We start from the raw sequence: 21,209 nt of genomic DNA on the forward strand, positions 1-21,209 counted from the left end.
TTTGTCGTATATGTTATTTATCAGCCACAACAAGTTTATATCCATTCAAGTGAATATTATCTCCTGTAGTATCTTCGTTCGTTAAGGATTTTACATAGCTGTCGCCTGTAAGTGTCCAAGTGGAATCTTTGCTGAGTTTTAGTGTAATTTCTTTTGCTGTATTGTCAGTGTTTATAGCGCTAACTAAACTAGATCCATTTGTCATGTCTAGTGCAATGGTGCTAATTGCATCGGCTACAATATTACCGTTTAAAGCTTGGTTGGAGGCACGAAGTGTAAGGTGCCCGCCGTTTTCACCAGCTTTTCCCCAACGGGAATCTGCCGCTGCTTTCACTAAGGTAGTAGTATTTGGAGTGGAAATGGCATTGCCAGTAAGGTCTACTTCAGCAGTGGTGTTATTTACATAGATAAACGCGCCTATAGCATGAGATGTGAGCGTATTATTTTCTGCTTTTAAACGTGCAATGCCGCTAGCGGAGCACTTGGTGCATCTTGCGCAAAGGTTGGAAGGAATGCCAATGTAGAAAGGGCGGCACCTAATACAGCAGGAAGTACCCAACGGCGTAATTTTCTGTATGATTGTTTATGTTTTATAGATGTTGTCGTTTTATGTGTTTTGTTATTTTGTGTATTCATTGCAATCTCTCCTTTTAGACAATAAATATGTATTATATAAATTTTGATAAATATGATTGTATAAAATTTTTATAATACGTAGTATAATAATGGTGAATGAGGAATATATGAAAGTATAAATTATATAAAATAAGCGTATTGTTTAATGCTTTCATAAGGCCTATATTCTTTACATTCATTACATCGATTTAGTATAATATAATTTAGTATGATTACAATTGTACTAGTTCTGCCACATAGTAGTGAAAGGAGTTCCAAATTCGTAAAGGCGAATAGCGCAAGTACCCGCGAAGGCAGTCGTTAGGGTAGACGAGGTGAAGAGTGATCGAATCATCAGCGGATGCTCTTCCGGCATATTCATGTCGTAACAGATATTAAAAAGCCCATTGGTAACGATGGGGACAAAGTGTATCTGAATGAATTGTATTCAAATACTATTTGATACATAATTTGAACATTAACTTAGATCGTTAAGTTAGAATAGTAATTAGTTAGCCTTAGTTTTTGGCTGGGGCTAGAAATACCCCCAGTTATAGGAGGATATACTTATGTGCGGTATCGTAGGATACATTGGCTTTAATCAAGCATCTGATTTCTTGTTGGACGGTATGGCGAAATTAGAATACCGTGGTTATGACTCTGCAGGTATTGCTGTTATCGGCCCTGAAAATGTTATTAAAATTCAAAAGAAGGTTGGCCGCCTTGCTAATCTTGAAGCGATTGTAAAAGCTGACCCTAATGAAGGAACAGTAGGTATTGGTCATACTCGTTGGGCTACACATGGTCGTCCATCCGACATGAACGCCCACCCTCATGCATCTGAAGATGGTAAATTTGCTGTTGTTCACAACGGCATCATTGAAAACTACATGCCGTTGAAAGAAGAACTTATCGCAAAAGGGTACCATTTCAAATCTGAAACTGATACAGAAGTAGTAGCTCATCTATTAGAAGATATGTACGATGGTGATTTTGTGGGCACTGTGCGTCGCATGCTCAATCGTGTTGACGGTGCGTATGCTCTTGAAATTATCTGTGCTGATGAGCCAGACAAAATCATTTGTACTAAAAAAGAAAACCCATTGGTTATCGGCCTTGGCAAAGGTGAAAACTTTGTTGCTTCCGATATTCCAGCAATCATTAACTATACACGTGATACATACATCTTGAACGATTGTGAATTAGCTATCGTAACACGTGATAATGTATCCGTATTTGATCGTAAAGGTAATCCTATCGATAAAGAAGTGTTCCATGTTAACTGGAATGCAGAGGCTGCAGAAAAGGGCGGTTATGAACATTTCATGTTGAAAGAAATTCATGACCAACCAAAAGCTGTGCGTGATACATTCGGCACACACATTTCTGAAGATGGCAAAGCAGCTGTTTTTGATGAGTTAAACTGGACTGCTGACGATGTAGCAACTTTCAATAAAATCCTCATCGTTGCATGTGGTACAGCATACCATGCAGGTCTTGTAACAAAACAATATATTGAAAACTTGGCGCGCATTCCTGTAAGTGTGGAAATCGCATCTGAGTATCGTTACAGCAATCCATTGACTGATGACAAAACATTATGTATCGTTATCAGTCAATCTGGTGAAACATCTGATACATTGGCAGCGTTGAAAGAAGCTAAACGTCTTGGTGCTAAATCCTTAGCGATTACAAACGTAGTAGGTTCCAGTATCTCCCGTGAAGCAGATAACACTGTGTACACTTGGGCAGGCCCTGAAATCTCTGTAGCATCTACAAAAGCGTACACTACTCAATTAGTAGCAGGCTTGTTGTTCGCTGTATACCTTGGCCAATTAAATGGCAAAATGAATCCAGCGTTAGGCGAAGAAATCCTTAGCGGTGTTAAAAACTTGCCTACATTGATTCATGAAATCTTTGAAGTAGATGAAGATATGAAAGCCTTTGCTAAACATTATGGCTTCAAATCTGATGCGTTCTTCTTGGGCCGTGCTATCGACTATGCAGTAGCGATGGAAGGTGCTTTGAAATTGAAAGAAATTTCTTACATCCATGCTGAAGCATATGCTGGTGGCGAATTGAAACATGGTACGTTAGCTCTTATTGAAGAAGGTGTACCTGTTATCGCATTGGCTACACAAGAGGATGTATACGATAAGATGATCAGTAACATCCGTGAAGTAAAAGCTCGTGAAGCTGTTGTAATCGGCATTGGCATGAAGGGTGACGAAGAATTATCTAAACACGTAGACCATACAATCTATGTTCCACGTGCAAATAAATTCATCGCTCCAATCCTTGCCGTTGTACCATTGCAATTGTTAGCGTACTATGCAGCGATTACACGCGGCGCAGATGTAGATAAACCACGTAACTTGGCTAAATCTGTAACCGTAGAATAATATATATAACCAACAGTGCTTCGGCACTGTTGGTTTATTTCAATATAGGGAGACTATTATGGCAGTTATATTTTCCGGCATCCAACCAAGTGGGGAATTAACACTTGGTAACTATTTGGGGGCTTTACGTAATTTCTTAGACTATCAAGATACTGACGAATGTTATTATTGTATCGTTAACCAACATGCGATTACTGTACCGCAAGATCCAAAAGAGTTATTCCAAAATACTCGTAATTTGGCTGCGTTGTACCTAGCGGTTGGCCTCAATCCTAAAAAGGTAACATTGTTTGTCCAATCCGAAGTGCCTGAGCATGTTAAACTCGGTTGGGTTATGCAATCTATTAGCTATGTTGGCGAATTAGAGCGTATGACTCAGTACAAAGATAAGTCTCAAAAGCAAGGTGACTCTATTCCTACAGCATTGCTTACATACCCACCATTGATGGCGGCAGATATCTTGTTATATGGTACTAACTATGTTCCTGTAGGTGAGGATCAAAAACAACATTTAGAGTTGACTCGTAATTTGGCAGAGCGTTTTAATCGTAGATTCGGTGAAACTTTCGTAGTACCTGATATCAAGGTAGGCGAAGGTGGTGCTCGCGTTATGAGCTTACAAGAGCCAACTAAGAAAATGAGTAAATCTGATGATAACCAAAATGCTACGATTCGTCTTTTGGATGCACCAGATTTGATTGTAAAAAAATTGAAACGCGCCCAAACTGACTCTGATAATGCAGTGCGTTACGATAAAGAAAACAAACCTGGCATTTCTAACTTGATGGGCATTTACCGTGCTATCACAAAAGACAGCTATGAAGCTATCGAAGAAATGTATGCTGGTAAAGGTTATGGCGTATTTAAATCTGATATTGCAGACCTATTAGTGGCAACTCTTGCGCCAATCCAACAACGTTACAATGAATTGATTACAAGCCCTGAACTTGATGTAATTCTCGATGAAGGTGCTGCCAAAGCACATGCAAAAGCATCTGTGATGTATCGCAAGGTTGAACAAGCGATGGGGCTTTGCCGTAAATAAGTATTTACATACACTTTTGAGGTCAATTATGACAAAACAAGAGGTAAGCGAACGATTTTCGGGTGGCCGTGTAAAGCACATGGTCACCACACATAAGGCCGTACAGTGGCTAGGACGGATTCTAGGCATTGTAATTTGTGTTGCCCTCATTAAATGGGCCCCACATGATATAGGTAATCGCATGCTTTGTTATGCATTGGTCGTTTGCTTGTTGTGGTGGGTACACGGGCTTGATGTAGTGCTTGTATACATTTGTGAAAAAGGCTTTGTCATCAAGCAGAGACCGACAAATTTACGTGACTATTTCCGTAGTGCCATTAATTTAGATGATTACTATGTGTATGTTGCTTTTGAAAGCGTAGTTGGGTTTACACCTGATTGGAAAGAACTGCAAGCTGTCAATACGCATAGCGGCATTTATGTGGTGCCCTTAGATTTGCAACTTGCACCATATAAGGATAAACTACGTCTTCAAGCCGCTATAAAACATTATAGAGATACCCATGATATATAATTTTGTAAATTTATTGATTTAACTATTTACAACTTTAATATGCTAAAGTATAATAGGTTCATAAGTTAAAACATGACCTAAAACATATTGTGTGGAGGATATTATGAACTGGAAAAAGATTATGGCTGTAGGTTTGGCTGCAGTTTCTATGATGGCTTTTGTAAGCGGTTGTGGTAGTGATACAAAGAATGCTGATACTCAATTACCTAAGAAAATTGTTATTGGTCTAGATGATAGCTTCCCACCAATGGGCTTTAAAGATGATAAAGGTGAAATCGTAGGTTTAGATATCGATTTGGCTAAAGAGGCTGCTAAGCGCGCTGGTATGGACGTTGAGTTCAAAGCAATTGACTGGTCCAGTAAAGAAGCAGAGTTAAAATCTAAGAAAATCGACGTATTGTGGAATGGTTTAACCGTTTCTCCTGAACGTGAGAAAAATATCTTGTTCTCCGATACGTACATGAAAGATAAACAATACATCGTTGTTCGTAACGATGATAATGCTATCAAGGGTAAATCTGATCTTGCTGGCAAGGTTGTAGGTGTACAACAAGCTAGTACTGGTGAATCAGCATTACAAAACGATCCTAGTGGTAAAACTGTTAAAGAAATCAAATCCTATGCCGATTTCGTAAGTGCGTTCATGGATCTTGGTATTGGTCGTGTTGATGCAGTTATCGCCGATGGTGTTATTGCTCGTTACCTCATGACAAAAGAACCTGGTAAATATAAAATCGTAGAAGGTACTGATTACGGCGTAGATAACTTTGCTGTAGGGTTCCGTAAAGATGATACTGCATTGCGTGATAAAATCAATGGTATCTTAGCCGAAATGAAAAAAGATGGTACTGCTGATAAAATCGTTGAAAAATGGTTGGGCTCTAGCGCAGACCTAGATAAGAGCGATGCTAAATAGTACAATTCGTGATATACTAATAGTACTGTGGTCAGTATGTACAACTGATAATTAAAGAACGAAATGTACACTAGAGAAGAGGCCATGTGCCTCTTCTCTATTCGTGTTTTGAAGGAGTATTTCATGTTAGATTATTTATTGCAGATTATCCCGACCATTGCGGATGGGCTTAAAGTTACTATTGCACTGTTCTGTGTCGTATGGGTGCTATCTATACCTGGCGGTATCATATTGGCTTTACTGCGACTATCTAAGCTTCCGGTAGTCGATAAAATTGTAGAAGCCTTTGTATATCTAATGCGTGGTACGCCATTGATGTTACAAATTCTATTTATGTATTATGCGTTACCGATTATGACTGATGGCGCCATTCAAATGGATGATGCCACAGCGGCAGTGGTTACCTTCGTACTTAACTATGCTGCCTATCTTTGCGAAATCTTCCGTGGTGGTATTCAATCTATTCCACGCGGTCAATATGAAGGGGCAAAGGTACTTGGTTTTACATATGGTCAAACGATGCGTACCATCATTTTGCCACAAATGTTTAAACGCGTGTTGCCACCACTTGCCAACGAAACGATTAACTTATTAAAAGATACATCCCTCGTATACGTATTAGCTATGAATGATATCTTGCGTATTACAAAATCTATCGTACAACGTGATTTTGATATTTCTGCGTTCCTTGTGGCCGCTATATTCTATCTAATCTTTACATTTATTTTGACAAATATCTTTAATTATTTAGAAAAACGTTTCTCTGTATATGATGAGTAAGAGGTAATTATGACTTTTGTAAATATGGAACGCATAGAGAAACACTTTAATAATAATGTGGTATTGAAAGATGTTTCCTTGCAAATGAATAAGGGCGAAATTGTATCTATTATCGGTCCATCTGGTTCCGGTAAGTCTACATTTTTGCGCTGCTTAGGTCAGTTGGAAACGATTGACGGTGGTACTATTACCGTTGATGGTGTAACGTTGGCATCTACAGATGTTAGTGGCGCCGTTACCTACGCTGATAAACATACCATGCATGATCTATTACTTCGCATGGGCATGGTATTCCAATCCTTCAATTTATTCCCACATATGACGGTTCTTGAAAATATTATGGTAGCGCCGCGCATGGTGAAAGGCATGAAAGATGCCGATATTATGCCAATAGCAGAACGTCTACTTAATAAGGTAGGCCTTTGGGATAAACGCGATATGTATCCATCTAGACTTTCCGGTGGTCAACAACAACGTGTGGCCATTGCTCGTGCATTAGCCATGAATCCTGAAATTATGTTATTTGACGAACCTACATCTGCCCTTGATCCAGAATTGACAGGGGAAGTATTAAAGACAATCAAACAATTAGCCGATGATCGAATGACCATGATTATCGTGACTCATGAAATGAACTTTGCTCGTGAAGTTTCTGATCGCATCATCTTTATGGCAGATGGTATCATTCAAGAAGAAGGGGAGCCGGAACAATTATTTACCAATCCGCAATCCCCTAGAACTAAAGCTTTTTTAGAGAATATGTTATAATCCTTGCCACCTATGTAATCATAGGTGGTACCTTCACATATATGAAAGGAATTGTATGAAATTACCTATCGCGTTAGCATTAGCTGGCTTGACAGTTGTATCTGGTATCGCTTATGGTGCAGCTCCTGAACATGCCACACCAAAGGCTATTGAGGCATCTCAACAAGATGCTATCTCTGTATTGCCAGAGCAATATAAATCGTATGCTACAAAAATGAATACGGTTGTAAAGGATACAAAGAATGGATATACGTTCACCATCCCTTGGCGTGTCAATGATGGTGTCTTGATCGATATGGATGTGCGTAGTGAAAGTGAACATGTACAGGGCTATTCATTTAACTTATCGGGTCCTAACCAAGATGATGCGTATACGATATCATTTACGAAGCGGAATAACACACCTCAGGGGAATGTATCCCAAAAGGTATGGAATACAACGTGGTATGATGTACCGATTAAGGGGATGACCGATGAAGAATATCTTCGCATTTGGCGTCAACACAGTAATATATTTGAAAGCAATGATGTAGTAGGAGGATTTTTCCCTAAGAAGGGGGCCCAAGCAGCTCGTTGGAGTCGTACAACGCCAAAATCCTATGCGGAAATGACATCTACAGAACAGGTTCATTCCATATATGAAGCTGAATTTATTATGGAAAAGGATCCGACTCATCGATATAATTTAGTGAGTACCTATCCACCTATTCAAGCCAAATTTATGGAACAAGGTTTTATGGAAACCACAATTCCTAGTTTTTCCTTGTTGGATACAAAAAAATCGGGTTCCACTATAAATAATGTTAAGAAAATGCTCGTAGGTTCTGGCGATATCAATGTAGCAGAAGGTTTGAAGTTCGCAAATCCAAAAGGGTTTACACGGGTAAATGAGCCTAAAAAGATTACTTTTACAAAGGATAAGATACGGTTAGATGTAGAAAGTTTTTCCGTTCCTATTCAGGCGGTAAGCACAGCGATGCCAACTATGATGGGCAAGCAAATGCTCGGTGATCAATATGTAAAATCCTTGGTTGATGTAAATAAAGCGACTATTGAACGTTATGAAACGCATATTATTGATGGCGCGGTTATGTTTTATGTAGCCGGGACAATGAAGAATCCTGAAGTTGCAGATACTAGTACAGCGGAGACTGTTGAGTTTGGAGCTACCATTATTCTTGGTAATAATGGCAGTGTCGGTGTAGCTCGCATGATTGCACCAATTGGTACTATATTGACCACACCTGAATTCATCGATATTTTAGATGGGTTTAAGCTATCGAATTCTTTAAATATCAATAATTCTTCCCAAGTTCTTTAATCTGTAAAAAAATGTGCTATAATGTATATAAATCCTAATCGAAAAAAGAGGATTTTTCCTAATTCGTCTAGAATATTATAAATAGCTAAACGATTTTTAATCATATCCCTTCATGGGGATTAGAAATAGGAGGGGTTAATATGGTTACCTACAAAACTATTGTCGTACCTACTGATGGTTCTGAAAATGCTAAACGTGCACTAGAACATGCACTTGCTGTAGCAGATCGTAACAAAGCAGAATTGATTGTTGTTCATGTAGCAAATATTGTTTCTGCTATTTCCAACTTTGATCAAACACCAATTTCTGGTGGCTATGTGTCTGAACAAATTGCAGAAGATATGGAAGAAACAGGTAAAGAAATTTTGAACGATGTAGTGAAAGAAATTCCTGCAGGCGTTAAGGTTAAATCTGTATTTGAAGTTGGTTCCCCTGGCCCTGCATTGTTAGCAGTTGCTAAAAAATATAATGCTGATCTTATCGTAATGGGTAGCCGTGGCCTTGGACCTTTGAAAGGCTTATTCATGGGTAGTGTAAGTAGCTATGTAACAAGTCATTCCTCTTGCCCTGTATTGATTATTAAATAGTATCATACAAAAAAAGACTTTGTCATTGTGTACAAAGTCTTTTTTTGTATATAATAGATATCATAGAGATAGTATTCAAATTTAGATAGATAATTAGTGTTAGTTTAAAAGAAAGGATCCCTATGATCGACGGGAACGAATCATTGTTAAAGTTAGCAGAATTGTTTAAGATTCTTGGCGATCCAACACGCCTAAAAATTGTTGAGATACTGCTAGAAAATGAAATGTGTGTTAATCATATTGCTGAAACAATGGGCATGGGACAATCTGCTATTTCGCACCAATTGCGTGTATTGCGACAAGCGCGTCTTGTAACATATCGCAAAGAGGGAAAAACTGCATATTATTCTTTGAATGATGACCATGTAGAAGGTCTTGTACGCATGGGCATGGACCATGTGTCCCATCAGTAATCTGATGAGTATTCAGTATATTAGATGCGAAAAAGGAGCCGTTAGGCTCCTTTTTTGTATGTACAGTTAATATAATGGAAATAGATAATAGGCTAATGTGATAAACAGAGGCATTGTAACAGCAGATAATATGGTTGTGCCCATCACGATTTGTGTGGCATACTCTGGATTGTTTTTCATTTCGATGGCGATGAGTGCCATGTTGATAGCCGTTGGTACGCTGTAGGTAATGACAATTGTTTGTGCTGCAATTGGATGCATAGAACCATAGAAGATAATAAATAGTATGGTCATAACAGCCGCTAATAGGGGACTTATGATAAGTCGTAATGCACTGGCTAACATGACGTCAGCTTTAAAGAAATTCAATGGGGTCCGGTTAATTTGTACCCCTAAGGCTATCATGGCGACGCCAACGAAGGCATTCGCGAAGATGTTGAGGGGAGCAAAGAAGAAGAGCCCGTGAAGATCAAATGGCAATAATTGGCATAGTAAGGCTAGCGGGATGGCGTATACCATAGGCATATGAAATACGACGTTGAGTGCATCTCGTGTACTTAATCGGCCTGCACCGGCTTGATAGAATCCATAAGTATTGCTCGTAATGGTTTGAATAATCATAATCGATACTACGCTTACAAGCCCTAAGTTAGCATAGGGGGTGGCCCCATCAATGACATATGGTACATTAGCAAATACAAAGATAGCAAGGGCTACCCCCATATTCCCTACATTATTAAACATGACACAGTTTTTTAATGTTGCAATTTTAGCTACATCATAGCCTTTTATACGCCCTACAATTTCAGAAATAATAGAGTTTAGTATCAGTACACATAGTGCACAGAAAACAATTTCCAATGTACTTGACGTGAATTTCGCCTCATACATGGCCCTAAATACGAATGTGGGCAATAATATATAGAAGTTAAGCTTGCTCAGTGTATATAAGTCAAGTTTGAATTTTTTATCTAATATAAATCCAACACCTATAAGCATAAATATAGGAATCATGGAATTCATGAAGATATGGCCTATTAATGATAATAAGTTCATGGTCTCACCTAGAGTTCTATAATATGAATAAAGTTGTGATAAAAATCATGGTATACTATAAGTATGATAAAATAAAATATATAGTATGAGTTATACGTATATTGTATGGGTTTTTATCTAATCACTATATACTATTATCATACCATAGGATGTAGAGTTTAGGTTTATATTTTATGTATTTATATGTATTAATTCCGTAGGGAACAGGAGGTTGTATGAGAAAAATTCTATTAGTTTTAATGAGTATTTGTATGCTTGCCTTTGTAGTAGGCTGTGGCAATGATGCAAGTAAAACTGCGGATAGTGCAAAGCCAAGTACATCTGAAAAGATTACAATCCAAGCTGCTGCTAGTCTTAAGGGAGCTCTTACTGAATTAGCAGATGCATATAAGAAAGATCATAACTTAGCAGATGATCAAATCACGATTAACTTTGCTGGATCCGGCACATTGCGTCAACAAATTGAACAAGGTGCACCTGCAAGCTTATTCATCTCTGCAGACGAAAAAAATATGAAGATGTTGCAAGATAAAGACCTTGTAACAGATGTTAAACCATTTGTGACTAATGAATTAGTTCTTGTAGTTCCAAAAGGCCAACCTAAAATTGAATTAAATCAAATTGCTTCTGTTAAACGTATCGTTTTAGGTAATCCTGATACAGTGCCCGCTGGTAACTATGGTAAACAAGTATTAAGAAAATTAGGTGTATGGGACCAAGTAGAACCTAATGTAGTGTATGCTAAGGACGTTAAAGCTGTAACGGCTTCTATTAGTCAAGCCGCTGGTGATGCGGGCTTTATCTATAAGACGGATGCTATCGCAGCTGGTGATGCAGTTGAAATTGCTGCAGTTACTCCTGCAGATTCTCATGATCCAGTCATCTATCCTATCGGTATTATTAAGAAATATGATAATGCTTTGGCTCAAGATTTCTATAAATACGTAATGAGCCCAGAGGGCCAAAAAGTCTTAGAGAAATATGGTTTCTCCACCTCTAAATAAGAGTCTAACGCTAGCTTTTAGGGCTAGCGTTTTCTTATGATACAATAGAGGTATAACTTATTATTCGTCAGAGATTTGGCAAAGAAAGGAGGCACAATATGAGTCCATTTTGGTTGTCATTGTGGGTGGCGAGTTTAGCTCTAGTTATTGTTATATTGACTGGCTTAGCTGCTTGTTATTGGATGAATCGTTGTAAGTGGAGTGGTATCGCTATTCTAGATGCCATAATAACATTGCCGCTCGTGTTGCCTCCAGTAGTTGTTGGGTTTGCTTTGCTTATGGTATTTACACCAGGCTATGCATTTGGTGCTTGGTTAGAATCACATGGTTTAGGCGTCGTATTTACTGCAGCCGGTGCCGTTGTGGCCTCTTCTGTTATAGCTTTTCCTTTGTTTTATCAAACAGTGCGGTCCGCATTGCAGTCTGTAGACCATAATATGGAGGACGTAGCACGTACATTAGGTGCTTCAGAGCTTCGCATATTTTTTACAATCTCCGTACCATTGGCATGGAAGGGGATTGTAACGGGGAGTATATTGGCATTTTGTCGCGCTATGGGTGAGTTCGGTGCTACCATATTAATCGCAGGTAATATTCCTAAAATTACGCGTACCATGCCACTTGCTATCTATTCCTATGTAGAGGCTGGACAGTACATGGATGCCTTTGAGCTCGTTATTTATATTTGTGTGCTTACATTAGCGCTATTGAGCGGTATTCATATTCTTACAAAAGGATCCTTGTTCCGTAATTTAGGGCGTAATTAGGAGGGACTATGATTACATTTTCTTTTACCATAGCAAGACCTTCTATGATTGTGAAAGCCGATGGTGCTTTAGCATCAGGTATTACGGTGTTAACCGGCTCATCTGGGAGTGGAAAAAGTACATTTATCAAATGCATAGCAGGTTTGGTGAAGCCTACAACAGGTATCATTCGATGCGATGAAAGAACATGGGTTGACCGAGATCGAAACATATGGGTACCAGCTCAAGAACGGCAAGTAGGATATATGCCACAAGGCAATATAGTATTCCCTCATTTATCCGTAGAGCATAATATTACATATAGTAAACGAGGCACACCTGATATGTGTGATTCTTTATTAAACCGTTTAGGTTTAGAAAAATACCGCAAGACTAAGGCTGGTAGCTTATCTGGCGGTGAGCAACAACGTGTTGCCTTAGGTCGTGCACTCTATTCAAAACCAACTATATTGCTTCTTGATGAGCCCCTATCTGCTCTCGATTGGAACCTTCGTAAACAAGTGCGTGAGGATCTTGTTTCTATCATTCGCGAATGGAACGTGCCATGCGTATGGGTAACCCATGATGAAAGTGAAGCAGAAGCTGTAGGAGATAGACATTGGACCTGTGAAAATGGGCAAATCATTATACCTTAATAGGTAAAATACCTTCATAAGCATACTCGCTTATGAAGGTATTTTTGTGTTAGTGTTCTTTTATTTTGACAGATGAGTTCACAGTTTTACTTATGAATCCAACGATGACTGTAATGAGGAATGCTATAGTAAATGCTGGGAGTGTAGCACCTATAGTGCTTTCACTATGTAACATATAGTGATACACACCTACAGATAGGGCCCAGATGAGACCTCGCACTAAATAGGCAGATGTAGTTTGTACCTGTTGATGATTTACAAAGTAGTCTGCCAATAGGATGGCAATCATCGGTGTAAAGACGGAGCCAATGAGATATAGGAAATCTGTAATATCATCCATTGGATATAGGATAGCTGCTATGGTGCCGATAATTGTAACGATGACGGCTACGCCTTTACTAGAGGCACTGTTATAGATAGTCGTACTAGACACGCCCGCTGAGTAAGCGTCCATAAAGGTTGTCGTTACGGTAGAGAAGATAATAACGATGAGTCCCGCAAGACCGAGGCCTGCGTTCATCATGATGGTAATGATGGAGTCGCCACCACCAAAGATAGCCGCGCTGAGACCTAAGGTATACATAACAATACTTGTTACCGTGTAGACTGTAGCACTTGTCAGTGATGCGGAGAAAGGTTTTTTACTTTCTCGGGTGTAATCACTAATGAGAGGTAACCAAGACAGAGGCATGGCAATAGATAATTCAAGAGCGGCAATGAAACTCATGCCTCCACTAGTGAGAAGGCTACTTTCACTAGGCCATTGAGATATCATGTGAGCGCCCATGTAGATAGTGAGACCTAGCAATAGAATAGATACGATGGCTTGAATATATCCCGTATTGTGGAGGCCAATGAAAAGCCACAGAATAACAAGAGCCCCTATGGCTGTGGTCCAAATCATAGGGGATAGGGGCGCTAGCTCTTGTAACGCAAGCATAGCATCGTAGATCATGATACTCGTCCAACCGATGAGCTGTAGCATATTTAAAATGGCAAAGCCCTTAGCCCCTAGGGGGCCAAAGCTAAAGGCTGTAGTATTCATACTACCTTGTCGCAAGCGCCCCCCGATGAGTCCTGCCCCAAAGAGCAATATACCACCGATGATATGTCCCAGTATGATGGCATATAGACCTTGGGTAAGTCCTAATGGGGCTAGATAGGTACCGGTCATGATTTCCGCTATTGATAGAGCGGCACCGAACCATATCATGGCAAATTGTGGTTGTGTAATGTGTGTGTCTTTCATACGTCCTCCTTGCCAGGAAGTCATAGAAAAAGCCGAGTTCACAGGAACTCGGCTATTAATCCTCTATGTTCCCTACGTTGGCATTATCCAAATCAGGTTATGGGTTAAAGCATTAGCTTACTCTCAGCCCACTCTTGTGAGCACCCCGTTATGGCTTTCATTATACGAGGTGTGTAGGAAATCGTCAAATATTCTGTTGCATAGATTGTATATTGATGTTATAACTAGAGTATAAAAATATATTGCCACTAGGGGTGCTTTTGCTGAGATTGACCATTCAAAACCCTAGACCTGATCCGGATAATACTGGCGTAGGAAAGTGGAGTGAAACATAATACTAAACTATTACGAGACCATTCCATTTGGAGTGGTCTTGTTTTTATATGTTTGGAGGTATTATGAAATTATATACTGCATTGACAATTGCTGGTACTGACCCAAGCGGTGGCGCTGGCATTATGGCTGATTTAAAATCCTTCCAAAGCCGTCACGTATATGGCATGGCTGTGGTTACATCTGTAGTGGCTCAAAATACAACGGGCGTTCACCACGTGGAACATTTATCTTTAGAGAGTATAGAGAAACAGTTACACGATGTGTACTCAGATATTATGCCACAAGCCGTTAAGACTGGCATGATTGCCTTACCAGAAATGATGGATCTTATCTATCCTTATGTAAGCAAGGATATTCCGTACGTAATGGATCCTGTTATGATTGCTACTAGTGGTGATCGACTTGTATCAGATAAGGCTGTTGAGTTCTTAAAATCTAAACTCATTCCTACAGCCACAGTTATCACCCCTAATCGTAGTGAGGCTGAGGTATTAGCGGACATGTCTATTGATTGTGAAAGCGACATAACAACGGCGGCTAATCGTATCTTACAGGAATTAGGTCCTCAAGTGGTAATTATTAAAGGCGGGCACATTGGGGAGGATGCAACGGATTATGCTTTCACAAAAGATGGTAGCGTTCGTACCTGGACGAGCCCTAAATATGATACAGTGCACACACATGGTACGGGTTGTACCTTCTCTGCAGTTATTACGGCGGAACTTGCCAAAGGGCGTGATGTGATGGATGCCATCGGTATTGCGAAGGACTATATTGCATTAGCTATCAAGCATAATCCTGCTCTAGGGCATGGTTGTGGCCCTGTTAATCATATGGCCTATGGTTTGCTATCCAATGGGCCTGAAACGATGGATGAACTTTTGAGAAGCGATGAGAGGAGATGATGCTATGAACCCATATATGGATAATCAAATTAGCCCTGAATTCAATATATTAGACACATTGTGGAAGAAAAATCCCCTCGTTATTTGTATTACCAACGATGTGGTGCGAACCTTTACAGCTAATGGACTACTAGCCATTGGAGCATCGCCCATCATGAGTGAATGTAGTGAAGATTTGAAAGACCTTATTGTATATGCATCAGCACTGCTCATCAATATTGGGACACTTACACCTGAGAAGGTTAGCTACTATAAAGAAGCTATTAAGCTAGCGAAGGAATATGATGTACCAATTATTCTTGATCCTGTGGGCTGTCATGCAGGAGCTTACCGATTGTCGGTGGTTTTAGACTTAATTAAGACTGGTGACATTTCGTTATTACGAGGCAATCAAAGCGAAGTTAAAGCTGTTTATGATGCGCTAAGTTCCGATAATAAGGATGACAACTCTCCGTTAGGTAAGGGGGTTGATGGGGCGCAGGTAGCGGACAGTGCCATTATCGCATATCGTCTAGCGCGTCTTATTAACTGTCCTGTAGTAGCAACGGGCGAAGAGGATTATGTATCCGATGGAACTCGAGTCTTTGCAGTACCTCATGGTCATTCGATTATGACTGCTGTAACGGGAACAGGCTGTCTCTTAGGGGCTGTATTAGCAGCTTTTTTTGGAATCTATCCTTTGTTTAAAGATAGCCTGTCTATAGGCGAACTTCTTGCCTATGCATTGGCGTATTATGGTTTAGCTGGTGAAAATGCTGTTAAGATGAGCGGCGTTAAACCTGGTAGTTTTAGTGTAGCCTTTTTAGATGCTTTATATGAAATAAATGATGCGATTCTTCTATCAGAAAACCGTGTACGGCCCGTAGTTGTACCAGATCAATTACAGGTATATTTTGTGTGTGGTACGCAAGATACAGGGCTTAACAAAAAGCGGATGCTTGAAATTGTTGAAGAAGCTTGTCGTGGCGGTATAACCTGCTTTCAGTTTAGAGAAAAGGGCGATGGCACATTAGAAGGTCAACAGAAGTTTGAACTAGCACAACAGTTGAAGCATATCTGTGCCAGATATAATGTACTCTATATTATTAATGATGATGTAGATCTAGCGGTCGCTGTTAATGCGGATGGTGTTCACGTAGGGCAAGACGATATGCGCTTAGAAGATGTGCGCCATTTTGTAGGACATAAGGTGGTGGGCATATCTATCCATTCCGTAGAGGAACTCCGTAAAACAAATGTTGAATATGCGGATTGCGTGGGGGTAGGTCCTATGTATGCAACCAGTAGCAAACCTGACGCACAAGAACCGTGTGGACCAGAGCGTACAGCGGAACTACAATCAGAAGGGTTAACCTTACCATGCGTCGGCATTGGGGGCATTACTTTGGATAATGCAACTGCAGTACTACATGGGGGAGCGTGTGGCGTGGCAATTATATCTGCCATTACTCATGCAGAAAATCCTTGTGAAGCAGCACGACAATTTAAAGAATTGGTATCTAGTTTTTAATAGTATGATTTACGACTATTAATATATAACTAAATAGGACGCAAAAAAAGACGATGACCGAAGTCATCGTCTTTTATATTGAGGTTGTCTGTACATACAGTTAGGAAGATCTGCACTTGCAGTGTTACATACTGTATTAAATAGTTTTCTAAACTTAAAGATTAGTCGATGTTTTCAACGAAACGTTGGAAGAAAGCTTGTGGGTGAGCACATACTGGGCAAACTTTAGGAGCTTCTTCACCAACGTGAATGTAGCCACAGTTAGCGCAAATCCATGCAACTGGTTGATCGTTGTGGAACACTTTGTTGCCGGAAACGCGAGCTGCTAATGCAAGGTAACGAGCTTCATGGCGAGCTTCGATTTTACCAACTTCGCGCATTTTGAAAGCGATAGCAGTGAAGCCTTCTTTTTCTGCTTCATCAGCAAAATCTTTGTACATTGTAGTGTGTTCGTAGTTTTCACCAGCTGCTGCATCGCGAAGGTTAGCTTCGATATCAGCGGAGATGTCGCCACCATGAAGAGCTTTGAACCAAACTTTAGCATGTGCAGATTCGTTGTGAGCTGTTTCTTCGAAATAATCAGCAATTTCGTTCATGCCAGCTTTACGAGCTGCTGCTGCATAGTATGTATATTTTTGGTACGCTTGGGATTCACCAGCAAATGCTGCTTGAAGATTTTTTTCAGTGTTAGAACCTTTTAATTCTGCCATTTTAATACTCCTTTGTACTTACATCAAATTTCAAAATTTTTACTTAGTTATATATTCATAACCACCTGGTTGTGAATGCAATGTTAGATAACTCACTTGAGTTTAAGTTAAATAAAAACTTATTTATATACTGATAAAATAGACACTTGTCTAAATTTTTAAAAGCACTTGCTTAACTTATAAATGAGTACTTACCTATGTTTGTAAAGAGGCACTTGCCTATAATTTACACCACAATGTTTTTTGATTCGTATACTTAACGAATAATCATTGTTGACTATATTGTAACACAGTAAATGAGAAATGCAAGTGTTTTTGTAAAATTTATTTCGAAAATTTTCTAAATGATAAATATTATCAATGTAGTAAATATGCGGCTTTTAAAAGTCTGTTAAGTATTGAATTCATAAAAAATACAGTTAACGATAATGAGAATGATAATTATATGGAAAATCATTATTGTTTATAAGTGCCTTGTATTTTGGTAATAATTCTGGTTATATTGTTAGAGATTATTAGTCATAGTGTACTTTTACCTATATTGGAGAACATATTTTAAGTATAATAAGATATATATAATAGAAATAGTATAAGGAGGCGCTATGGCGTTTATTAGATATTATGTAGGCGATGTAGTACAAATGAAAAAATCACACCCCTGCGGCAGTGATGAGTGGGAGGTTAAGCGTATTGGCACTGATTTTCTTATCGTTTGTAAAGGTTGTGGTCATCAGTTATTGATGTCGCGTCCTAAATTTGAAAAGGCAGCGAAGAAGATAGTATCGCGCTTGCCTGAACATGAATGAGGTAGGACTATGGTACGACTCACTGATTATGTTACGAGTGGAGGCTGTGCATGTAAAATAGGTCCTCATATATTAGAACGTGTTTTAAAGGCCGTTACACCTGTTACAAATGAACATGTTCTAGCTGATATGACTGGTGCCGATGATGCGGGGGTATATCAAATTTCTGATCAACTTGCCCTTGTACAAACATTGGATTTTTTTACGCCTGTTGTCAATGACCCTACGTTATTCGGTAAAATTGCAGCGGCTAATGCATTGAGCGATGTATATGCGATGGGGGGGACACCCCTAACGGCGATGAACATCGTTGGGTTTCCTGTTCCCTTAGTAGAACAAGGCGTATTGACGGATGTACTCAATGGGGCTGCGTCCATTGTGTCTGAAGCTGGTGCAGTCATTGTAGGTGGTCATAGCATTGAAAATAAGGAGCCTATTTTTGGCATGTCAATCACAGGCCAGGTTAATCCTAACGAGATTTGGAAGAATAAAGGCTCTCAAGTAGGGGATGTATTGGTGTTAACAAAACGCATCGGCACAGGTATTATGAATAATGCGTTGAAAGCTGATTTATTTCCTACTGGTACTGCGCAGGCGATTGCTAGTATGAGTACATTGAATCGCATGGCTGCTGAGGTGGCCCATAACTTTACAATTCATGCGTGTACTGATGTGACGGGCTTTAGCCTTATGGGGCATTCTGTAGAAATGGCGAGTGCTTCTAAGGTAACGATTCATATCAAGACTTATGATATTCCGCTCTTTAATGATGTTATTGAGGCTGCGCAAATGGGTCTGGTCCCTGCTGCATCCTATGGTAATCGCAAGGCCATAACTGATGTACAGGTTGATGCGAATTTAGATGGGGTGTGGACGGATATTCTCTTTGATCCACAAACATCAGGCGGACTTTTATTCTCTGTACCTGCAACAGAAGGACCAGATTTGGTGAAAGCTTTATATGATGTGGGTGTTGAAGGTGCCACTATAGTTGGTGCTGTTGAAAACTTTAGTGGCTTAGCGGTACGTGTAACCAAGTAAGATATATAATACTGTTGTGTTTTTTAGTATATAGAGTAGTGTGAGTTTATGCTTTCACAAAATATATAATAGTATTGAGGTAAATGATGAGTAATACGAATGAATTAACTGTAGATGTGCGTGGTAGCTTGTGTCCAAAACCTGTTATTGAAACGAAAAAGGTAAGTGATGCGCACCCCGATGCGATTATTACGACAATTGTGGATAACGAAGTGAGTCGAGATAATGTAGAAAAATTCGGGAAATCTCGTGGCTATGATGTGGCAATTGGACAAGATGGTATAGATTTTTTTATTAAACTTACGCCTAATGTAGAACCTGCACCGGAAATTGGTTGCAAACCTATGAATTATAGTGACCGCATCATTTTGATGACGAAAGATTATCTTGGTGAAGGTAGTGAAGAGCTTGGCCGTAATTTGATGAAAACCTTCTGGGGGTGTATGGTTGAAGCCGACGTGAAGCCATCTACAATTTATTTCATCAATAGTAGCGTTAAAATGGTAACTAACGATTCTGTTCATTTAGATAATATTAAAAAGCTAGCTGATGCAGGTGTAGAGATTGCTGCATGTGGTATATGTCTTGATTACTATGGTTTAAAAGAGCAAGTTGGCGTAGGCTCTATTACAAATATGTATGCGATTACAGATGCTATCGTTGGGGAAAATGTTGTTAAACTATAATACTCATATCTATGTTATAAAGGATTGAGTAATAGTATAGAAGGTGAGGCATTGAATAATAAAAAATTGCTTGTCGTTTTTACATCCTATTATTTTGGCGATAAAGCGGATAAGGTATTAACGGAATTAGAAGTGCCTCACCAATTGATGGCTACACCGCCAGAATTGAATGATATGTGTGGTTTATCTATTCAAATAGAACAAAGTGTTGTGGAACAAGTTCAGGCTATTTTAAAAGAACATAAAATCAGTATGTCAGGGCTCTTTTGGTATGAAAAAGGGAAACCAGTTTTAGCTTATAAAGATTAAATTGATTTTTCAGTATCTAAATTTTAGCTAATTAGCTTCATAGTTTATGTACCTAAGTTTAGTTTTTAGAATTAATATAATGAAAGGTAAGATTTTCAATGAGCAAATATGAAATAGAAAACGTAAAATTAACAGCGCCTAAATTAGATCGTAACGATTTAGAATATGCTATGACATATCGTTATGCATGCAAAAAATTTGATAGCACTAAAAAGATTTCCGAAGAAGATTGGAATGCAATTCTAACAGCAGCTCGCTTAGCACCAACATCCCTTGGATTTGAGCCGTTTGAATTGTTAGTGATTCAAAATCCTGAAATTCGTGAAAAAATGAAAGCTCATGGCTGGGGTATTCACGCTGGCCTTGAAGCAAGCCATTTTGTAGTGTTTTTAACACGCAAAAAAGCGGATTTAGAATTTGACTCTCCTTATGTTCGTTACATTCAAGAAACTGTTAAACAATTGCCAACTGAAGTAGATGCTGCATATCGTGAAAAATATGCCCAATTTACAACAAGCGACTATAAAACCTTTGAATCTGAACGTGCTGCATTCGATTGGGCGTCTAAACAAGCGTACATCGTAATGGCGAATATGATGGCTATGGCGGCGTATGAAGGTTTAGACTCTTGTGCGTTAGAAGGTTTTAATCAAGATGGCATGACTGCACTTCTTGGTGATGAATTTGGTCTCTTCGATACAAAACACTTCGGCATCTCCGTAATGGCTGCTTTTGGCTATCGTGATGAAGAACCACATCGCAATAAAACACGCCGTACAATAGATGAAATTGTAACAGTTGTTGAATAATATATAATAAAAATAGAAAAGAAGA

Annotated in this window: 23 protein-coding genes, 1 pseudogene and 2 riboswitches; of the genes and pseudogenes, 19 read left to right on the forward strand and 5 right to left on the reverse strand. The window is 39.2% G+C overall.

Annotation, left to right across the window (positions count from 1 at the left end):
• Positions 1 to 13 precede the first annotated feature (13 nt).
• Positions 14 to 472: pseudogene (locus O3617_RS09195) on the reverse strand (hypothetical protein); the annotation flags it as partial.
• Entirely contained in the window at positions 454 to 636 is a 183-nt protein-coding gene (locus tag O3617_RS09200) for a hypothetical protein (protein WP_371449709.1), read from the reverse strand. The gene O3617_RS09200 and the pseudogene O3617_RS09195, both read right to left, overlap by 19 nt.
• A gap of 548 nt (positions 637 to 1,184) precedes the next feature.
• On the opposite strand from O3617_RS09200, the gene glmS reads away from it, so the two are divergent.
• The 9 genes from glmS to O3617_RS09245 all read left to right on the forward strand — a co-directional run bounded on the left by glmS (position 1,185) and on the right by O3617_RS09245 (position 9,361).
• Positions 1,185 to 3,017 (forward strand): glutamine--fructose-6-phosphate transaminase (isomerizing), encoded by a 1,833-nt coding sequence (glmS, locus tag O3617_RS09205; protein ID WP_371449678.1) that lies wholly within the window; start codon positions 1,185 to 1,187, stop codon positions 3,015 to 3,017.
• Between the two features lie 58 nt (positions 3,018 to 3,075).
• Complete coding sequence (trpS, locus tag O3617_RS09210; RefSeq protein ID WP_371449679.1) at positions 3,076 to 4,062, forward strand: tryptophan--tRNA ligase; 987 nt, start codon at positions 3,076 to 3,078, stop codon at positions 4,060 to 4,062.
• 28 nt (positions 4,063 to 4,090) lie between these two features.
• Positions 4,091 to 4,576, forward strand: a complete 486-nt coding sequence (locus tag O3617_RS09215) for a hypothetical protein (protein WP_371449681.1) — start codon at positions 4,091 to 4,093, stop codon at positions 4,574 to 4,576.
• Positions 4,577 to 4,679: 103 nt separating this feature from the next.
• Positions 4,680 to 5,492 (forward strand): amino acid ABC transporter substrate-binding protein, encoded by an 813-nt coding sequence (locus O3617_RS09220; protein ID WP_005375523.1) that lies wholly within the window; start codon positions 4,680 to 4,682, stop codon positions 5,490 to 5,492.
• A 123-nt stretch (positions 5,493 to 5,615) separates the two neighbouring features.
• The gene (locus O3617_RS09225) at positions 5,616 to 6,272 is read left to right on the forward strand and encodes an amino acid ABC transporter permease (protein ID WP_005375469.1); all 657 of its coding nucleotides are present in this window, start codon (positions 5,616 to 5,618) and stop codon (positions 6,270 to 6,272) included.
• Between the two features lie 9 nt (positions 6,273 to 6,281).
• Complete coding sequence (locus tag O3617_RS09230) at positions 6,282 to 7,040, forward strand: amino acid ABC transporter ATP-binding protein (protein ID WP_371449684.1); 759 nt, start codon at positions 6,282 to 6,284, stop codon at positions 7,038 to 7,040.
• Between the two features lie 55 nt (positions 7,041 to 7,095).
• Complete coding sequence (locus tag O3617_RS09235) at positions 7,096 to 8,361, forward strand: hypothetical protein (RefSeq protein WP_371449686.1); 1,266 nt, start codon at positions 7,096 to 7,098, stop codon at positions 8,359 to 8,361.
• A gap of 140 nt (positions 8,362 to 8,501) precedes the next feature.
• Positions 8,502 to 8,948 carry a universal stress protein gene (locus O3617_RS09240; RefSeq protein ID WP_371449687.1) on the forward strand — a complete coding sequence of 149 codons (447 nt, stop codon included), beginning with the start codon at positions 8,502 to 8,504 and terminating at the stop codon, positions 8,946 to 8,948.
• Between the two features lie 122 nt (positions 8,949 to 9,070).
• A complete protein-coding gene (locus O3617_RS09245; protein ID WP_005379548.1) occupies positions 9,071 to 9,361 on the forward strand; it encodes a metalloregulator ArsR/SmtB family transcription factor in 291 nt (96 codons plus the stop codon).
• A gap of 66 nt (positions 9,362 to 9,427) precedes the next feature.
• Here O3617_RS09245 and O3617_RS09250 read toward each other — a convergent pair whose 3' ends face one another.
• Positions 9,428 to 10,417 carry an AEC family transporter gene (locus tag O3617_RS09250; protein WP_371449689.1) on the reverse strand — a complete coding sequence of 330 codons (990 nt, stop codon included), beginning with the start codon at positions 10,415 to 10,417 and terminating at the stop codon, positions 9,428 to 9,430.
• Between the two features lie 215 nt (positions 10,418 to 10,632).
• Here O3617_RS09250 and modA point away from each other — a divergent pair, with 215 nt between their 5' ends.
• The 3 genes from modA to O3617_RS09265 all read left to right on the forward strand — a co-directional run bounded on the left by modA (position 10,633) and on the right by O3617_RS09265 (position 12,823).
• The gene (modA, locus tag O3617_RS09255; RefSeq protein ID WP_371449690.1) at positions 10,633 to 11,421 is read left to right on the forward strand and encodes a molybdate ABC transporter substrate-binding protein; all 789 of its coding nucleotides are present in this window, start codon (positions 10,633 to 10,635) and stop codon (positions 11,419 to 11,421) included.
• A 98-nt stretch (positions 11,422 to 11,519) separates the two neighbouring features.
• Complete coding sequence (gene modB, locus O3617_RS09260; protein WP_371449692.1) at positions 11,520 to 12,188, forward strand: molybdate ABC transporter permease subunit; 669 nt, start codon at positions 11,520 to 11,522, stop codon at positions 12,186 to 12,188.
• 8 nt (positions 12,189 to 12,196) lie between these two features.
• Positions 12,197 to 12,823 carry an ATP-binding cassette domain-containing protein gene (locus tag O3617_RS09265; RefSeq protein ID WP_371449693.1) on the forward strand — a complete coding sequence of 209 codons (627 nt, stop codon included), beginning with the start codon at positions 12,197 to 12,199 and terminating at the stop codon, positions 12,821 to 12,823.
• 49 nt (positions 12,824 to 12,872) lie between these two features.
• Here O3617_RS09265 and cytX read toward each other — a convergent pair whose 3' ends face one another.
• Positions 12,873 to 14,072, reverse strand: coding sequence for a putative hydroxymethylpyrimidine transporter CytX (gene cytX, locus O3617_RS09270; protein ID WP_371449695.1), 1,200 nt, complete (start codon positions 14,070 to 14,072; stop codon positions 12,873 to 12,875).
• Between the two features lie 52 nt (positions 14,073 to 14,124).
• Positions 14,125 to 14,230, reverse strand: a riboswitch (TPP riboswitch).
• 82 nt (positions 14,231 to 14,312) lie between these two features.
• A riboswitch (TPP riboswitch) is annotated at positions 14,313 to 14,407 on the forward strand.
• Between the two features lie 63 nt (positions 14,408 to 14,470).
• Here cytX and thiD point away from each other — a divergent pair.
• Both thiD and thiM read left to right on the forward strand, forming a co-directional pair.
• Entirely contained in the window at positions 14,471 to 15,313 is an 843-nt protein-coding gene (thiD, locus tag O3617_RS09275; protein WP_371449696.1) for a bifunctional hydroxymethylpyrimidine kinase/phosphomethylpyrimidine kinase, read from the forward strand.
• 4 nt (positions 15,314 to 15,317) lie between these two features.
• Positions 15,318 to 16,823, forward strand: coding sequence for a hydroxyethylthiazole kinase (gene thiM / locus O3617_RS09280; RefSeq protein WP_371449697.1), 1,506 nt, complete (start codon positions 15,318 to 15,320; stop codon positions 16,821 to 16,823).
• A gap of 161 nt (positions 16,824 to 16,984) precedes the next feature.
• On the opposite strand, the gene rbr is transcribed toward thiM, so the two are convergent.
• The gene (gene rbr, locus O3617_RS09285; protein ID WP_371449699.1) at positions 16,985 to 17,533 is read right to left on the reverse strand and encodes a rubrerythrin; all 549 of its coding nucleotides are present in this window, start codon (positions 17,531 to 17,533) and stop codon (positions 16,985 to 16,987) included.
• A gap of 602 nt (positions 17,534 to 18,135) precedes the next feature.
• Here rbr and O3617_RS09290 point away from each other — a divergent pair.
• The 5 genes from O3617_RS09290 (at position 18,136) to O3617_RS09310 (ending at position 21,184) form a co-directional block, all read left to right on the forward strand.
• Positions 18,136 to 18,339, forward strand: coding sequence for a DUF951 domain-containing protein (locus tag O3617_RS09290; protein ID WP_371449701.1), 204 nt, complete (start codon positions 18,136 to 18,138; stop codon positions 18,337 to 18,339).
• Between the two features lie 9 nt (positions 18,340 to 18,348).
• Complete coding sequence (selD, locus tag O3617_RS09295) at positions 18,349 to 19,380, forward strand: selenide, water dikinase SelD (protein ID WP_371449702.1); 1,032 nt, start codon at positions 18,349 to 18,351, stop codon at positions 19,378 to 19,380.
• Positions 19,381 to 19,466: 86 nt separating this feature from the next.
• Positions 19,467 to 20,066: a sulfurtransferase-like selenium metabolism protein YedF gene (gene yedF / locus O3617_RS09300; protein ID WP_371449708.1), complete on the forward strand. Its 600-nt coding sequence runs from the start codon at positions 19,467 to 19,469 to the stop codon at positions 20,064 to 20,066.
• Positions 20,067 to 20,117: 51 nt separating this feature from the next.
• The gene (locus O3617_RS09305) at positions 20,118 to 20,375 is read left to right on the forward strand and encodes a DUF3343 domain-containing protein (protein ID WP_371449704.1); all 258 of its coding nucleotides are present in this window, start codon (positions 20,118 to 20,120) and stop codon (positions 20,373 to 20,375) included.
• Between the two features lie 98 nt (positions 20,376 to 20,473).
• Complete coding sequence (locus tag O3617_RS09310) at positions 20,474 to 21,184, forward strand: NAD(P)H-dependent oxidoreductase (RefSeq protein ID WP_371449706.1); 711 nt, start codon at positions 20,474 to 20,476, stop codon at positions 21,182 to 21,184.
• Positions 21,185 to 21,209 lie beyond the last annotated feature (25 nt).

Origin of the sequence: Veillonella sp. 27098_8_77 (assembly GCF_041431535.1) — a bacterium.
Taxonomy (GTDB): domain Bacteria; phylum Bacillota; class Negativicutes; order Veillonellales; family Veillonellaceae; genus Veillonella.

Coding starts and splice junctions, on each gene's coding strand:
- O3617_RS09200 (WP_371449709.1), bottom strand. CDS start 636: ATGAATACACAAAATAACAAAACACATAAAACGACAACATCTATAAAA.
- glmS (WP_371449678.1), top strand. CDS start 1,185: ATGTGCGGTATCGTAGGATACATTGGCTTTAATCAAGCATCTGATTTC.
- trpS (WP_371449679.1), top strand. CDS start 3,076: ATGGCAGTTATATTTTCCGGCATCCAACCAAGTGGGGAATTAACACTT.
- O3617_RS09215 (WP_371449681.1), top strand. CDS start 4,091: ATGACAAAACAAGAGGTAAGCGAACGATTTTCGGGTGGCCGTGTAAAG.
- O3617_RS09220 (WP_005375523.1), top strand. CDS start 4,680: ATGAACTGGAAAAAGATTATGGCTGTAGGTTTGGCTGCAGTTTCTATG.
- O3617_RS09225 (WP_005375469.1), top strand. CDS start 5,616: ATGTTAGATTATTTATTGCAGATTATCCCGACCATTGCGGATGGGCTT.
- O3617_RS09230 (WP_371449684.1), top strand. CDS start 6,282: ATGACTTTTGTAAATATGGAACGCATAGAGAAACACTTTAATAATAAT.
- O3617_RS09235 (WP_371449686.1), top strand. CDS start 7,096: ATGAAATTACCTATCGCGTTAGCATTAGCTGGCTTGACAGTTGTATCT.
- O3617_RS09240 (WP_371449687.1), top strand. CDS start 8,502: ATGGTTACCTACAAAACTATTGTCGTACCTACTGATGGTTCTGAAAAT.
- O3617_RS09245 (WP_005379548.1), top strand. CDS start 9,071: ATGATCGACGGGAACGAATCATTGTTAAAGTTAGCAGAATTGTTTAAG.
- O3617_RS09250 (WP_371449689.1), bottom strand. CDS start 10,417: ATGAACTTATTATCATTAATAGGCCATATCTTCATGAATTCCATGATT.
- modA (WP_371449690.1), top strand. CDS start 10,633: ATGAGAAAAATTCTATTAGTTTTAATGAGTATTTGTATGCTTGCCTTT.
- modB (WP_371449692.1), top strand. CDS start 11,520: ATGAGTCCATTTTGGTTGTCATTGTGGGTGGCGAGTTTAGCTCTAGTT.
- O3617_RS09265 (WP_371449693.1), top strand. CDS start 12,197: ATGATTACATTTTCTTTTACCATAGCAAGACCTTCTATGATTGTGAAA.
- cytX (WP_371449695.1), bottom strand. CDS start 14,072: ATGAAAGACACACACATTACACAACCACAATTTGCCATGATATGGTTC.
- thiD (WP_371449696.1), top strand. CDS start 14,471: ATGAAATTATATACTGCATTGACAATTGCTGGTACTGACCCAAGCGGT.
- thiM (WP_371449697.1), top strand. CDS start 15,318: ATGAACCCATATATGGATAATCAAATTAGCCCTGAATTCAATATATTA.
- rbr (WP_371449699.1), bottom strand. CDS start 17,533: ATGGCAGAATTAAAAGGTTCTAACACTGAAAAAAATCTTCAAGCAGCA.
- O3617_RS09290 (WP_371449701.1), top strand. CDS start 18,136: ATGGCGTTTATTAGATATTATGTAGGCGATGTAGTACAAATGAAAAAA.
- selD (WP_371449702.1), top strand. CDS start 18,349: ATGGTACGACTCACTGATTATGTTACGAGTGGAGGCTGTGCATGTAAA.
- yedF (WP_371449708.1), top strand. CDS start 19,467: ATGAGTAATACGAATGAATTAACTGTAGATGTGCGTGGTAGCTTGTGT.
- O3617_RS09310 (WP_371449706.1), top strand. CDS start 20,474: ATGAGCAAATATGAAATAGAAAACGTAAAATTAACAGCGCCTAAATTA.